The sequence below is a fragment of the Streptomyces drozdowiczii genome (assembly GCF_026167665.1).
In the GTDB taxonomy this organism is placed as follows: domain Bacteria; phylum Actinomycetota; class Actinomycetes; order Streptomycetales; family Streptomycetaceae; genus Streptomyces; species Streptomyces drozdowiczii_A.
This window is the reverse complement of the sequence record NZ_CP098740.1, coordinates 6,144,144-6,158,537: the sequence shown is the minus strand read 5'-3', so window position 1 is coordinate 6,158,537 and position 14,394 is coordinate 6,144,144. Positions and strand designations below refer to the sequence as shown.

The 14,394-nt window shown below is 73.8% G+C and carries 13 protein-coding genes; all 13 read right to left on the bottom strand.

Going from position 1 to position 14,394, the window contains the following annotated elements:
• Window position 1: 1 nt before the first annotated feature.
• Window positions 2-1,249, bottom strand: coding sequence for an ATP-grasp domain-containing protein (locus NEH16_RS28065; RefSeq protein WP_265545713.1), 1,248 nt, complete (start codon window positions 1,247-1,249; stop codon window positions 2-4).
• Entirely contained in the window at window positions 1,246-2,457 is a 1,212-nt protein-coding gene (locus NEH16_RS28060) for an aminotransferase class I/II-fold pyridoxal phosphate-dependent enzyme (protein WP_265545712.1), read from the bottom strand. Before NEH16_RS28060 ends, NEH16_RS28065 begins: the two co-directional genes overlap by 4 nt.
• 3 nt (window positions 2,458-2,460) lie before the next feature.
• The gene (locus tag NEH16_RS28055) at window positions 2,461-3,282 is read right to left on the bottom strand and encodes a 2,3,4,5-tetrahydropyridine-2,6-dicarboxylate N-succinyltransferase (protein ID WP_265545711.1); all 822 of its coding nucleotides are present in this window, start codon (window positions 3,280-3,282) and stop codon (window positions 2,461-2,463) included.
• A gap of 13 nt (window positions 3,283-3,295) precedes the next feature.
• The gene (locus NEH16_RS28050) at window positions 3,296-4,555 is read right to left on the bottom strand and encodes a diaminopimelate decarboxylase (RefSeq protein WP_265545709.1); all 1,260 of its coding nucleotides are present in this window, start codon (window positions 4,553-4,555) and stop codon (window positions 3,296-3,298) included.
• A 10-nt stretch (window positions 4,556-4,565) separates the two neighbouring features.
• Complete coding sequence (locus NEH16_RS28045; RefSeq protein WP_073968877.1) at window positions 4,566-5,264, bottom strand: class I SAM-dependent methyltransferase; 699 nt, start codon at window positions 5,262-5,264, stop codon at window positions 4,566-4,568.
• Window positions 5,265-5,276: 12 nt separating this feature from the next.
• Window positions 5,277-6,038 (bottom strand): hypothetical protein, encoded by a 762-nt coding sequence (locus NEH16_RS28040; RefSeq protein WP_265545707.1) that lies wholly within the window; start codon window positions 6,036-6,038, stop codon window positions 5,277-5,279.
• Window positions 5,972-6,652, bottom strand: coding sequence for a hypothetical protein (locus NEH16_RS28035; RefSeq protein ID WP_265545706.1), 681 nt, complete (start codon window positions 6,650-6,652; stop codon window positions 5,972-5,974). Before NEH16_RS28035 ends, NEH16_RS28040 begins: the two co-directional genes overlap by 67 nt.
• Window positions 6,653-6,779: 127 nt before the next feature.
• Window positions 6,780-8,387 (bottom strand): GMC family oxidoreductase, encoded by a 1,608-nt coding sequence (locus NEH16_RS28030; RefSeq protein WP_265545704.1) that lies wholly within the window; start codon window positions 8,385-8,387, stop codon window positions 6,780-6,782.
• A 14-nt stretch (window positions 8,388-8,401) separates the two neighbouring features.
• The gene (locus NEH16_RS28025; protein WP_265545703.1) at window positions 8,402-9,259 is read right to left on the bottom strand and encodes a TauD/TfdA dioxygenase family protein; all 858 of its coding nucleotides are present in this window, start codon (window positions 9,257-9,259) and stop codon (window positions 8,402-8,404) included.
• A 49-nt stretch (window positions 9,260-9,308) separates the two neighbouring features.
• Window positions 9,309-11,147 carry an asparagine synthase (glutamine-hydrolyzing) gene (gene asnB, locus NEH16_RS28020; RefSeq protein ID WP_265545701.1) on the bottom strand — a complete coding sequence of 613 codons (1,839 nt, stop codon included), beginning with the start codon at window positions 11,145-11,147 and terminating at the stop codon, window positions 9,309-9,311.
• A 272-nt stretch (window positions 11,148-11,419) separates the two neighbouring features.
• Window positions 11,420-12,154: a 4'-phosphopantetheinyl transferase family protein gene (locus NEH16_RS28015; RefSeq protein ID WP_265545700.1), complete on the bottom strand. Its 735-nt coding sequence runs from the start codon at window positions 12,152-12,154 to the stop codon at window positions 11,420-11,422.
• Window positions 12,151-13,425: a cation:proton antiporter gene (locus NEH16_RS28010; protein WP_265545698.1), complete on the bottom strand. Its 1,275-nt coding sequence runs from the start codon at window positions 13,423-13,425 to the stop codon at window positions 12,151-12,153. Before NEH16_RS28010 ends, NEH16_RS28015 begins: the two co-directional genes overlap by 4 nt.
• Window positions 13,422-14,378 (bottom strand): hypothetical protein, encoded by a 957-nt coding sequence (locus NEH16_RS28005; RefSeq protein ID WP_265545697.1) that lies wholly within the window; start codon window positions 14,376-14,378, stop codon window positions 13,422-13,424. The genes NEH16_RS28010 and NEH16_RS28005 overlap by 4 nt, the downstream gene beginning before the upstream one ends.
• Window positions 14,379-14,394 lie beyond the last annotated feature (16 nt).

Here is a 14,394-nt window from a genome sequence, read left to right as displayed (position 1 = left end):
GTCAGGAGCCCTCCACGGTGAGCCGCAGCGCCCGCGCGGCGTGGTCGATGGCGGCGGCGCACTCCGCGGCGGTGTCCGCGACGGCGGTGGCGAGGGCGATGCGGCCGTCGATGAGCCCCTTGCGGGGCGGGGAGACGACGTCGCCGGGGCCGACCAGGGGTTCCAGCAGGTCGATGGCCGCGGGTAGCTCGGTGCGGTCGAAGTCGAGCGCGGCGATCCTGGTGTCGTCGGCGGGCGGGTAGAAGAAGCGGATCGCGGCGTGGGCGTCGCGGCGGGGCGCGGTGTCGGGCTCCGCCCCGCAGGCGACATCGGCGGCGGCCAGGCCGGGGTCGGTGCCGGTGGCGCGCAGACCGAGGTAGGGGATGAGGTCCCCGCCGACCCGGCCGTTGACCTCGATCAGCTTCGGTCCTTCGGCGGTGAGCCGCAGCTCGGTGTGGGTCCAGCCGTCGGTGACGCCGAGCGCCCGGTGGATGCCGGTGAGCAGGCGCAGCGCCTGCGGGTCGTGGAGCAGCGGGTCGTCGGCGGACACGCGGTGCCCGGTCTCCTCGAAGTACGGCGGGAAGCCGACCTCCTTGCGGCCCACGAACAGGGGGGTGACGCGGCCCTCGCGCACGACCGCGTCGACGCTGACCTCGGGGGCGTCCAGGTACTCCTCGACGAGGACCAGTTCGGCGAAGTCGGGGTTGTGCGGGACGTGGACGTCGCGGGTGGCCGCGAACTGGTCGGCCAGCTCGTCGGCGTCGTGGACCAGGACGACGCCCTGGCTGCCGCCCGCGGCGCGCGGCTTGATGACGACGGGCCAGCCGAGCTTGTCGGCGGCGGCGAGCGCCTCTTCGAGGCTGCCGGCGAGGGCGAACTCCGGCTGGGGCAGGTCTGCTTCGGCCAGTGCCGTGCGGGTGGCGTACTTGTCGCGGCAGCGGCGGACCGCGTCGGGCGGGGTGCCGGGCAGGCCGAGTTCCCCGGCGACCAGGGCCGCCTGCACGATGTGCTCCTCGTGCCAGCTCATGACCCCGGCCACCGGCTGCCGGGCCGCGACCTCCCTGGCCGCGGCGAGGACGGGTCCCGCGCCCGTGTCGGGGACCACGGAGTGGCCGGACAGGTACGGGAGTTCCCAGGTGGGGGCGGTCGCGTCGATGAGGTGGACGCGGTAGCGGCCCGCGATGGAGGCCAGCAGGTACTCGCGGTAGCGCCGCAGCCCGCTGGTGATGATCAGCAGGAGCGGCTTGTCGTCGGGTCGTGTCAGCGTCATGCGGGGACGTCCTCGCGGAGAAGGGGGTCGGTTCGGGTCAGGCCGGCGCGCAGGCGCAGCAGTGCCCTGCGCATCAGCGGCCCGTCGTGCACGAGGGCGACGCGCAGGTGTCCGGCGCCCGGGTTGGTGCCGTCGGGCCCTTCGGCGGCCAGGTAGCGGCCGGGCATGACGGACAGCGCCTGGTCGCGCCAGAGGTGGCGGGCGGCGGCCTCGTCGTCGTCGACGGGCAGCCAGAGGAAGAACCCGGCGTCGGCGCGGCGGTAGCCGGGGACGTCGGCCAGCAGCCGGTCGGCGAGGGCCCAGTTGGCAGCGAGTGCGGCGCGGGCCCGCTCGACGTGGGCGTCGTCGTCCCACAGCAGGGCCGCGGCGGCGCACACCGGCAGCGGGGTGGAGACGCCGCACGCCTGGTTGTGCCGGGCATAGTCGGCGACGGTCGCGGGGTCGCCGGTGACGAAGCCGCTGCGCAGCCCCGGTGCGCCGGAGCGCTTGGACAGGGTGTGCAGGACGAGGAACCGGTCCGGTTCCAGCACGCCCCGCTCCACGAGCGTGAGGTACCCGGCCGCCGGGTGGGTGAGCCACAGGTCGGTGTAGCACTCGTCGACCAGGAGCAGGGCGTCCCGGGCGACGGCGGCGCGGGTGGCGGTGCGCAGGAAGCCCGGGTCAAGGAGTTCGCCGCGCGGGTTGCCCGGGTCGCAGACGACGACCGCGGCGACCGGCGCCCCGGCCGCGGCGACGGCGGCGCGCAGTGCAGGGCCCCCGCCGCGCGGGTCGTAGAACACCGGCCGCGCGCCGACGGCCTCGGTGGCGGCGTGGTAGGTCGGGTAGAACGGGTTGGGCATGACCACGGCCGCCCCGCCGCCCCCGCCGCCCGCGCCGCGCACCCGCTCGACCGCGCGGGCGACCGCCACGGCCACGGCCTGCTTGGTGCCCGGGGTGGGCTCGACCGCGACGGTGCGCCGGTCCAGCAGCCGCCCCGCCGCGAACCTGCGGCGCAGCCACCCCGTGTACGCCGCGCGCAGCTCGGGGGTGCCGCCGAGGACGGGGTAGCGGGCCCAGCCGTCGGCGTCGGCGAGGAGCGTGGCGTCGACGGCGCCCGCGCCGAGCCGGGACTCGCCCAGGTGGAGGTGGACGGGGGCGAGTCCGGCCGGGGCGTCGATGCCGTGGTGCAGGGCGCGCAGCCGGGCGAAGGCGCTGGCGAGGGGGGTCATGGGTCAGTCCCGCACCAGGTCGTTCAGGGCCGTCTTGCCGCGGGTGCGCTCGTCGGCGTACTTCACGATGACCGCGGCGTACGTGGCGAGGCCGGGGTTGCGGGGGTCGGTGCGGGTGCCGGGCACGACGACGGCGTCCTCGGGGACCTCGCCGCGGGTCACCTCGCCCGTCGCGCGGTCCACGATCGGGGTGGAGGCGCCCAGGTAGACGCCCATGCCGATGACCGCGCCGCGCCGTACCCGTACGCCCTCGGCGATCTCGCTGCGGGCCCCGACGAAGACGTCGTCCTCGATGACGACGGGGCTGTCGCCGATGGGTTCGAGCACGCCGCCGAGGCCCGCGCCGCCGGAGATGTGGCAGCGCTCGCCCACCTGGGCGCAGGAGCCGACCGTCGCCCAGGTGTCGATCATCGTGCCCGCGCCGACGTGGGCGCCGATGTTGACGAAGGAGGGCATGAGGACGGCGCCGGGGCCGATGTGCGCGCCGCGCCGGACGACCGCGCCGGGCACCACCCGGATGGCGGCCTTCTGGAAGTCGGCCTCCTGCCAGTGCGCGAACTTCAGCGGGATCTTGTCGTAGCTCTTCGGCAGTCCCGCGCCCGCCTCGGCGACGGCGTTCTCGCCGAGGGGGAAGGAGAGCAGGATCAGCTTCTTGACGAAGGGGTCGGCGGCCCAGGAGCCGTCCACGGGGTGCGCGGCGCGCAGTTCGCCGCGGTCGAGCGCGTCGATCCCGGCCTCGACGTGCGGGGCGAGCGCGGCGAGTTCGGCTTCGGTCAGCTCGGCCCTGCGGGCGAAGGCGTCCTCGATGAGCGGTCGGGAGTACATGGGGGCGCTCCTGTCAGGCGTGGCGTGCGGCCGGGAGGACGGGGCCCGGCCGGTCGGGGACGGTGGCGACGTAGTCGTCGTAGGTCTCGGCGCGGCGGATCTCGACGACGTCGCCCTCGCGGGTGAGCAGGAGTTCGGCGGGGCGCAGGCGGCCGTTGTAGGTGAAGCCCATCGCGAGGCCGTGCGCGCCGGTGTCGTGGACGAGGAGGATGTCGCCCTCGCGCGGGTCGGGCAGCGGCCGGTCGATCGCGAACTTGTCCATGTTCTCGCACAGGGAGCCCACGACGTCGTACGGGGCCTGGGCGCGGCCGTGCGCGAAGGGCAGGGTGACGTGGTGGTAGGCGCCGTAGAAGCCGGGGCGCATCAGGGCGGACATGGAGGCGTCGACGCCGACGATCTCCCGGCCCTTGCCGCAGCGGTTGACGACGGTGGTGACGAGGACGCCGTGCGGTCCCGTGACGTAGCGTCCGCACTCCATGAGGATGCGGGGCGCCGAGCGCGGGAATGCGGCGCGGCGGGCGGCCAGGACGGCCTCGGCGTAGCGCCGGAAGTCGACGGGCCGGTCGCCGGGGCGGTAGGGGATGCCGAGTCCGCCGCCGACGTTGACGTAGTCCAGCTCGATGCCGACCTCTTCGGCGATCCGCGCGCCGAGTTCGACGACGTCGGTGGCGGCGCGTGCGGCGCGGTCCACGTCCAGTTCGTTGGCGCAGGTCATGCCGTGGATGCCGAACCGGCGGGCGCCGCGCGCCTTGGCCTGCCGGTAGGCGTCGGCGAGCTGGTCCACCGGCACGCCGAACTTGGTGGCCTGCGCGTCGCCCATGAGGCGGGACCCGGCCGCGAGGCCGTGCGGGGAGACGCGGAAGGCGACCGTCTCGGGCAGCGGGTCGGTGCGGTCCAGGGCGGTGCGGTCGTCGAAGGTGATCAACGAACCGGTTTTGAGGGCGAGTTCGAACTCGGCGCGGGTGGTGTTGTTGGAGGTGAACACGGTGTCGCCGGGGCCCGCGCCGAGGCCGGCGGCGAGTTCCAGCTCGACCGGGGAGGCGCAGTCGAGGCCGCTGCCCTCGGCGAGCAGCAGGGCCAGCACGTGCGGGTTGGGCAGCGCCTTGACCGCGAAGTACTGGCGGAACGGCTCGCCCGCGAAGGCGTCCGTCATGGCGCGGTAGGTGTCGGCGATGCCCGCGGCGTCGTAGACGTGGAAGGGCGTTCCGTAGGCGGCGACCAGGTCCCCCAGCAGGGGTTCGAGGCGCGCGGCGAAGGCGTCGGATATGGGCACGGGTTCCCCTCTACGGCACGCGGGCGATGCAGATGGTGCGGTTGCGCATGCCGCTGACCGGGCGCAGGTAGGGGAAGTAGTAGCTCTCCACGGCGCGGTAGCCGCGGTCCTCCAGGCGTTCGGCGAGGTAGTCCTTGGACAGGTACCAGAAGTCCTCGACGCGCTGGTGTGGGGCGAAGCGCGCCTCGCGGTCCTGCGGCGCGTCGTTGGAGAAGACCAGGTGGGCGCCGGACTTCAGGCCGAGGGTGGCCAGTTGGTCCAGGGCGGGGCCGGTCTCGTGCTCGGCGTCGAAGAGGTGGCCGAGGAAGCCGTCCGCGTAGACGATGTCGGTGCCCGCGACGTCGGCGGCCCGCAGGGCGTAGTAGTCGGCGGCGAAGGCGTCGACGCCCTTCTGCCGGGCGAGGCGTACGGCCTCCTCGTTGAAGTCGATGCCGCGCACGGTCCTGCCGAGGCCGACGACGACGCCCTCGACGGCGGCGTTGCCGCAGCCCAGCGAGAAGACGCTGGCGCCCTCCTCGGTGAGGGAGAGGAGTTTGAGGGCCATGTGGGAGCGGTACTCGGGCACGTACGTGGACGGCGTGACGGAGTCGTTGTAGGCGCCGCCCTTCTCCCAGATCGCGTAGATGCTCTCCTCCTCGCCGCCGGTGGAGCGCTGCGCGGTGTAGTAGTCGCGCACCCTGGCAAGGTTCTGGTTCGCCTCGGTGATCATGGTGTCTCGCTTTCAGCGGTCGGTGGTGGCGGCGGTGTGCAGGTGCTCCTGGCCGTACTCGACGGACCGGAAGGGCTCCGGGCGCAGCCGCTCGACGAGCGGGGCGAGCGGTCCCGCGGTGGCCGGGCCGTACTCGGCGTACAGCTGGGCGGCCCGGTCGGCGTCGGTGGCCAGGAGCGTGTCGGCCAGCACGCGGGCCAGTGAGCGCAGGCCCGCGAGGACGACCTGCGGCTCCCCGGCCAGCGTGGCGTCCTCGGTGAGTTCGAGGGCGCCGAGCCGGACGAAGTAGGACAGCTGGAGGAACATGCCGTCGCTGTCGGGGAAGTGGCCCAGGCCCCGGTCGGTGTAGCGCAGGCACTCGGCGAGGTAGTACGCGACGCAGTCGGCCGGGTCGATGCCCATCCGGGGCGCCCAGACCTCGGCGAGGATCAGGATGCCGAAGACGTCGGCGGCGACCTCCTGGAGGACCACGGAGGCCCAGCGGTCGGCCGTGTTCAGGGCTTTGTAGTCGGTTGCGGGACGGTGCGCGAAGTGGCCCAGTTCGTGGCTGAGGACGCCGAGGGTGGGGATGGCGGCGAACCGCGCTGCCGCCGGGTCGAAGTCCACGCCGACATCGAGGAAGCGGCGGGCGAGGGGGGCGGAGACGGTTTCGAGCAGGGCGCGGTGGGTGTTGGCGAAGTAGTAGGTCTTCTTGAACGGGGAGTACTTCACCCCCTCGTCCTCGGGCAGGAAGTAGGCGATGTGCTTGGGGTGGAGGTTGCCCTCGCCCGCCATGAAGAACAGTTCGGCGGCCCCGAAGGCCGGCAGGTCCCCAGGCGCAGGTCGGCGTGGAGGCCGCGCAGGTGGGCGGCCGCCTCGTCGCGGTCGGCGAGGGCCTCGGCGACCAGTGCCTGGCGGGTGTCGTCGGTGCGGCAGCCGAAGGCGGTGGGCAGGCCGCGCACCTCCTTGCCGTACCAGGTGGAGACCTGGCCGGCGACGAGCGTCACCTCCTCTTCCAGGGCGGCGAGTTCGCGCAGGATGTCGTCGTCGTAGCCGTCCTGGACGGCGTTGGCGCGCAGTTCGGCGGCGCGCCGGTCGGCCTCGCCCGGCAGGTGCTTGGCCACGCCGCGCACCGCCTCGGCGATCGCCATCGGTTCGTTGAAGCGGCGGCGGGCGGGGATGCCGATCTCCTTGACGCGCTGCCACTCGGCCTCCACGGCCCCGCGCAGGCCCCCCAGGGCCCGGCGGAAGCCGTCGCCGAGGTCGGGGGTGGCCGCGGCGAGGTCGAGGCAGCCCAGGGCGTAGGAGGCCGCGGGCGGCCAGAAGGCGCTGCGGTGGGTGCGGTACGAACCGGCCCTGGCGAGGTTGGACGGGTAGTCGAACCGGTCCGGCATCGGGTGTTCAGGCATGTCAGTCACCGTTGTGGTCCCGTTCTGGTCGGTCACCCTGCTGGATTCGGGTGCGGGGGCGGTGTCCGTCCCCGCACGCGCTCATGCGTCCGGGGAGGGCGGCGTGTGGCGCGGGGGGGCGGGGTTGCTACGCGCGGGTCCTGGCCCGGTGGTCGGCCAGGACGAGGGCGGCGCCCTTCTCGCCGATCATCATGCTCGCGGCGTTGGTGTTGCCCGAGACCATGGCGGGCATGATCGAGGCGTCGATGACGCGCAGGCCGTGCAGTCCGTGCACCCGCAGGCGGGCGTCGACGACCGCTCCCGGGTCGTCGCCCATCCGGCAGGTGCCCACCGGGTGGTAGGAGGTGTCGCCGTTGCGGCGCGCGTAGTCGAGGAGTTCGTCGTCGGTGCGGACCTCGCTGCCGGGCAGCAGCTCGAACGCCCGGTACGGGTCCATGGCCGGCTCCTCGACGATGCGGCGGCCGATGCGCATCCCGGCGACCAGGGCGGCCCGGTCGGCCTCGGACTCCAGGAAGCGGGTGCGGATCGCCGGCGCGGTCAGCGGCTGCCGGGAGCGGATGTGGACGGAGCCCTTGGACTCGGGGCGCAGCGGGTAGACGCCGAGCGTCATGCCGGGCACCGTGTCCAGGCGGCGGCTGCGACCGCCGCCGTAGCTGGCGGGCGCGAAGTGGAACTGCAGGTCGGGACGGGTCAGCGCGGGGTCGGAGCGGACGAATCCGTGGCCGAGGGCGATCGGCAGGCTCAGCAGGCCGCGCCGTTCGCGGGCGTAGCGGCCGATCTCGCGGACCAGGCCGAGTCCGCGGGAGCGCTCGTTGAAGGTGATCGGGCGCCGCACCCGCCAGCGCAGCCGGGAGGCGAAGTGGTCGCGGAAGTTCTCGCCGACGCCCGGCAGGTGGTGCGCCACGGGCACACCGACGTCGGCGAGGTGGTCCGCGTCGCCGATCCCGGAGAGTTCGAGGAGCTGCGGGGACTGCACGGCCCCGGCGCTGAGGATCACCTCGTGGGCGGCGTCGGCGGTGTGCTCGGTGTCGCCGCGCCGGTAGGAGACGCCGACGCAGCGCTTGCCCGCCAGGCGCAGGGCGGTGACGTGCGCCTCGGTGACCAGGGTGAGGTTGGGGCGGGTGCGGGCGGCCTTGAGGTAGGTGCCCGCGGCGGAGGAGCGGCGGCCCTCCTCGTGGTTGACCTGGTAGTAGCCGAAGCCCTCCTGGTCACCGGAGTTGTAGTCCGGGTTCTCGGGGTGGCCCGCCTTGACCGCGGCGGTGAGAAACGCGTCCGTCAGCTCGTCGCGGTCGCGCGGCAGCCCGACGGCGATGCGCCCCTCGCGGCCCCGGCTCGCGCCCTCGATGCCGGTGACGCGCTCCATGCTGCGGAAGTGCGGCAGCACGCCCTCCCAGGACCAGCCGGGGTTGCCCAGGGCCTCCCAGTCGTCGTAGTCCTCGCGCTGGCCGCGCACGAAGATCATGCCGTTGATCTGGTTGGAGCCGCCCAGCAGGCGCCCGCGGGGGATGCCGACGCTGCGGCCCTCGATGGTCGGGTCCGCGTCGGTCTCGAAGCACCAGTCGTACTTCGGGTTCCCCATCAGGATCGTCTCCGCGGCGGGGACGTTGAGCAGCGGGCTGCGCCGTTCGCTGCCGGACTCCAGGAGCAGGACGCGGACGGAGGGGTCCTCCGTGAGCCGCCCGGCGAGCACGCAGCCCGCGGCGCCCGCGCCGACGACGATGTAGTCGTACGTCACCGGTGCCCGCCCCCTCACGCGGCCGAGGCCGCGCCGGCGCGACGACCCGTGATCGTCGTGCGGTGCAGCAGGCGGCGGTGGTTGACGTGGTCGTACGGGGTGGCCCGGTGCATCGCGCTGCGGTTGTCCCACAGGACGATGTCGCCGACCTGCCACTGGTGGCGGTAGGTGAACCGGGGCTGGACCGCGAACTCCTGGAGGAACGTGATCAGCGGGGCGCTCTCGTGCTCGGAGAGGCCCTCGATGCGCCAGGGCACGTTGCCGCCCGCGTAGAGCGCCTTGCGGCCGTTCTCCTCGTGGACGCGCACCAGCGGGTGCGAGACGTCGGCCCACTCGGCGCGCTCGCGCTCGGTGGGCGCGGGGCGGTCGGGGTAGTTGTAGGGCCGGGACTGGACGCGGCTGATGACGACACGCAGGTCGGCGATGCGCTCCTTGACCCGCTCCGGCAGCGCCTCGTACGCGGCGAACATGTTGCCGTACCAGGTGTCGCCGCCGGCGGGCGGTATCTCGCGGGCGTAGAGCATGGAGCCCACCGGCGGGTCGGTCAGGTAGGCGCCGTCGCTGTGCCAGACGCGCCCGCTGTAGGCCGAGCCGATCGGCTTCCCGTCCTTGGTGAGGTTGGACAGGATGAGGATCTCGGGGTGCTCGACGTCGTTGAACTGCGAGCGGGTGTAGGCGTACACCTCGCCGAAGTTCCGGGTGAACGCGATGTGCTGCTCCGGGGTCATGTCCTGGCCGCGGATGAGCAGAATGGTCGTGTCGATCCAGGCCCGGTGGATGCGGTCGGCGTCGCGGTCGGACAGCGGCCGGGTGACGTCGAGGCCGCGGACCTCGGTGCCGATGCCGTCGGTGATGGGGACCAGTTCGAGCATGAAGGGGTACTCCCTGGGGTGTGCGGTCGGGACGTCGGCGGGGCCTGGGTCAGGGGAGGGACACCTGGTACTCCTCCATCCAGCGGCGCAGTTCGACGAGCTGGATCAGCAGCGCGGCCTGGTTGGAGCCGCCGGGCAGCTCGCCGTGGACGGCGCCCGCGGAGATCTGCGCGATGAGCCCGTTCGTGCGCCCGGTGTCGAACAGGTCCTTCAGCGGCGAGGCGTCGTCGTTGACGATCCAGGTCGCCTCGCGGACCAGGGTCCGGTCGTAGTCGGGGTTCTGCACATGCGGGTAGGCGCTCTTCTTGCGGTGGACGGTGGCGGGCGGCAGGACGTCCGCCATGGCCGCCTTGAGCAGTCCCTTCACGCCGCCGCGCGACTTCAGCTCCCAGGGCACGTTCCACACGTACTGGAGCAGCCGGTGGTCGCAGAAGGGCACCCGGACGTCGAGCCCGTGGGCCATGCTCATGCGTTCCTTGCGGTCCAGGATCACCGAGAGCGGTCCTGACAGGCCTAGGAAGAAGACCTCCCGCAGGCGGGCGTCCGCGGCGCTCTCGCCCGCGAGCCGGGGCACGCGCGCGAGGGTGTCGGCGTAGCGGGCCCGCTCGTCCTCCTCCGGGTCGATCGCGGCGAGCAGGTCGGGGGCCAGGTAGCGGGAGAGCTTCGGTCCGTCGAAGAGCCACGGGAAGCGGTCGGCGCCCAGCACCTCGGGCTTGGTGAAGTACGGGTAGCCGCCGAACACCTCGTCGGCGGCCTCGCCGGTCAGCGCGACGGGGCAGTTGTCCCGGATCCGCTGGAAGATCAGATACATCGAGGCGTCGAACTGGCCCCAGCCCGGCAGGTCGCGGGCCCGCCGGGTGGCGGGGATGACGTCCAGCAGGTCCTGCACCGACGCGGTGAGCGTGGAGTGGCGGGTGCCGAGGAACGCGGCGGCCTGCGCGGCGTAGGGCGCGTCGATGTCCGGGCGCAGCTCGGTGGCCACGAAGTGCTTGGGGTCGCTCTCGAACTCCACGCAGAACGTGGCGAGTTCGCGGTCCGGGTCGTCCTTGCGCAGGGCGTCCGCGGCGAGGGCGGCGACGGAGGTGGAGTCGACGCCGCCGGAGAGCATCGCGCCGAGCGGCACGTCGCTGGTGAGCTGGCGGCGCACGGTGTCGTCGAGGAGTTCGCGCACGCGGCGCGCGGTCTGCTCGAAGGTGTCGTGGTGCGGCTCGCTGACCAGCTGCCAGTAGCGGCGCCTGCTGGACCCGGTCTCGCCGTACGTCACGACGTGGGCGGGCTCCACCTCGTACAGGTCCTTCAGCGGCGTCTCGCCCGGCCTGGCCAGCCTGGGCTGGAGGACGACCGGCAGCGCGGAGAGGTCGAGGCGGGGCCGGAAGAGGGGGTTGGCGAGGATGCCCTTGGGCTCGGAGGCGAAGAGGACGCCGCCGTTGTAGGGGTGGTGGTAGAGCGGTTTGACGCCCATCCGGTCGCGGCCCAGGTGCAGGCGGCGGGTGCGGCCGTCCCAGATCGCGAAGGCGAAGGCGCCGTTGACCCGTTCGACGAAGTCGGTGCCCCACAGCAGGTAGGCCCGGAGCAGGGCCTCGGCGGTGGTGCCGCCGCGCGGCGCGCCCCCGGCCGCCTCTATGTCGCGGCGCAGTTCGTCGCCGTTGTAGACCTCGCCGGTGTGCGCCGCGTACACGGTGGCGCCGCCCAGGGTGACGCGTGCGGGGCGCACCGCGTCGGGGTGACCGGTGGCCAGGCCGCGGTGCCCGATGGCGGCGTGCCCGTCGATCCAGACGTCCTCGGTGTCCGGGCCGCGGTGGAGCATGGTCCGCGTCATCGAATGCAGCAAGCTGTGCTGGTCGCCCAGTTCGCGCCGGAAGTCGATCCAGCCCACCACGCCACTCATTCGGTTCACCTCCAGGAAGTACGAAGAAAGCTTCGGCAGTTCGGCAGTGCGGCGGCGCGGGGGACGCCGGGGGCCGGCACGGCGGTCGTGGACAGCAGGCGGGGACGGCCGGCGGGGACGGCGCCGGGCCGGGGGCGCCGGGCGAGGGAATCGGGTGACTGCTTCTCGGCCGGTGTCGGCGCCGTGGACGACTGTGCCAGACCGGGCGCCGCCACAGCTCGCCCGGCCGTGGGCATCAAGCTGCGTGGCAACTTGATGCCCGTGGAGACAAATCAGACATGCGCGGGTACGGCGACGGCCGTGCCCACCAGGGCGCCGCCGGGCCCGTCGAGGACCCGCCAGCGGCCGGTGAACCGCTCCAGGCGGACCCCGGCCACCTCCGGCCCCGGCACGCGCAGCACGGCGGTGAACGTCCCGCGCGTCGGATCCGGTGCGCCGGCGCGGTCCGGGAGGACGGCGCAGTCAAGGAAGCCCAGCCAGCGCCCGGTCAGCGGGAACCAGGCCTTGTAGACGCTCTCCTTGGCGCTGAACAGGACGCTGTCCCAGGCCACCAGGGGGTGGGCGCGGGCCAGGCGTGCCAGATGCCGCCGCTCCTCGGGCAGCGTCAGCGCCTCGACCACCCCCGCGGGCAGCGGGGCGTGCGCCTCGGCGTCGACGCCGAGGGAGGCGAGGTGGTGGTCGCGGGCCACGGCGGCGGCGCGGTAGCCGGTGCAGTGGGTCATGCTCCCGACGACGCCCTCGGGCCAGACCGGGGCGTGCCGCGCCCACGGGTCGGGCCCGCCGCGGGGCAGCACCGGGGCCGGGGGGACCCGCAGGCGGGCCAGGGCGGTGCGCGCGCACGTCCGTACGGTGGCGAACTCGCGGCGGCGCTCCTCGCTGGCGGCCAGGTCGGCCAGCGCGCGCTCCTCGGGGAACAGCTCGGCGTCCGGGGAGTCTTCGAAGGCCTCGGCGAGTTCGGCGCCGGGGGGCAGCAGCCCGGCCAGCGGCCCGTGGCGGGCCGGGGTCACCCGCGGGTGCCGGCCACCGCGCGCGCCCCGCGTCCCGCGGCGAGGTCCGGGTCGAGGAGCGCGGGCGCGCCGTCGCCGCGGCCCATCAGGCGGCCGAGCAGCGGGCCGGTCATGACGGTGGTGACGACGGCCATGACGACGAACAGGGAGTACAGGCGCTCGTCGATGAGGCCCGCTTCGAGGCCGACGCCGAGCGCGACGAGTTCGGTGAGCCCCCGGGTGTTCATCAGGCCGGCCAGGACCGCGGAGCCGCGGGCCGGGACGCCCTGGGAGCGGGCGCCGAGCCAGGTGCCCGCGAACTTGCCGGTGACCGCCACGACCATGATCCAGGCGAGCTGGACGAGTCCTTCGGTGCCGATGCCGGAGAGGTCCACCTTCAGCCCGGCGACGATGAAGTACACCGGCAGCAGCAGTGTGGTGGTGTGCTCGGTGCGGCGCAGCAGCCCGTCGTGGGCGGCTGTGTGCAGCCGGGGCATGGCGAGCCCGAAGAGGAACGCGCCGATCACGAAGTGCAGTCCGAGCAGCTGGGTCACGGCCGCGGAGCCCAGGGCGCCGCTGACGACGACGGTGACGTCACCGGCGGACAGGGGCGTGCCGCTCCCCCGCCGGGCCAGGTACCGGGCGAGCAGCGGCCGTACGCCGAGGAAGAGCACGAGGGCGTACGGCAGGACGAGCAGGACCAGCCAGGGGTGGGCGCCGCCCGCACCGGCCAGGGCCTGGAGTCCGGCCAGGGTTGTCCAGGCGGCGAGGTCGCAGAACGCGGCGGCGGACAGGGCGACGGCGCCGAGCCAGGTGCCGTTCATGCCGCGGTCGGCGAGGATGCGGGCGAGGACGGGGAAGGCCGTCACGGACACCGCGACCCCGATGAACAGGACGAAGGCGGGGCGGTTGGCGGGGTCGTACGAGCGCAGCAGGTACGCGCCGAGCAGGACGCCGAGCGCGAACGGCACCAGCGTGGAGCCGAGGACGGTGGCGCCGGTGACCCGGCCGGAGCCGCGCAGCCGCGCGAAGTCGAACTCCAGGCCGATGACGAACATGAAGAGCACCAGGCCGAGGTTGGCCACGGCGCCCAGGTAGGGCCGCACCTCGGTCGGGAAGAGCGCGGCGGACACGGCCCCGTCGAGGAGGGTCGGGCCCAGCAGGACGCCCGCCGCGATCTCGCCGGTGACGGAGGGCTGGCCGAGGCGGCGGGCGAGGCGTCCGGCGACCCGGGCGACGGCGATGATCAGGGCGATGTCGGCGAGCAGCACCGCCGTCTGGAACTCGCTCACGCCCGCCCCCCGGCGCCCGCGGCGGCGTGTAGCCGCGGCAGGAGTTCCCGCTCGTCGCGCCGCAGTCCGAGGCACGCGTCCGCGGTCCAGCGCGCGTCGAGGGCGCCGGTCACCTGGGCGAGGAGCAGGTGGTTCATGACCTCGGACGCGCCGCGCACGAGCCGGTCCAGGAGGTCGTCGGCGGCCGGGTCGCCGCCGGCGTGCCGCAGGTACTCCCTGAGGACGGTGCGCGAGCCCTGGTAGAGGGAGAACGCGGCGTGCAGGGAGGCGACGACGCGCTCCCGGGCGATCCAGGCGCAGGAGATGAGGTCCGCGGCGCCGGTGAGGAGTTCGTGGCTGTCGCGGTGCCCGTCGAGGAGCGCGGCGAAGGCCGCCCGGGTGCCCTGCTCGGCCCGCCCGGGGTCGAGGTCCTTGGTCGCGTAGAAGCGGAGGCGGCGCAGTGCGCCGTTGTCGAAGGAGGCCGCGATCACGTCCTCGGGGTAGCGGTAGGAGCAGAGCAGGCTGGCCGGGTTGTCGTCGACGACGTCCCAGTGGCCGGTGTCCGCGTCGTGGCCGGTGAGCACGATGGTGTGCACCAGGTGCTGCTTGCGGTACTCGGGGCAGTGCGGCCAGTAGAAGACGTCGCCGACGAGGATCGCGTAGCCCTCCCGAGCGACCACGTCGAGGAGGAGGTCACGGGCTTCGGCGTACGACTCGAAGGCCGCCTCCTCCTTGACGACGCCGAGGTGCGCGAGGTCGTCCTGCCCGGCGATCCCGCTCTCGAAGTCGTACTTGGGGCGCTGCTCCCTGATGACCTGCCGCAGGATCTCGTCCGTGCTGACCAGGCCGCGGAAGAGCAACCGGTGCACGGGGCGGCCCCGTTCGGCGAGCATCACCAGGGACTGGCGCTGGTAGCAGTTGAGGAACAGCCGGCTGTAGAGCGTGGTGTCGTACGGGTAGGGGGTGTCCTTCATCGACCGTTCCTCGTCG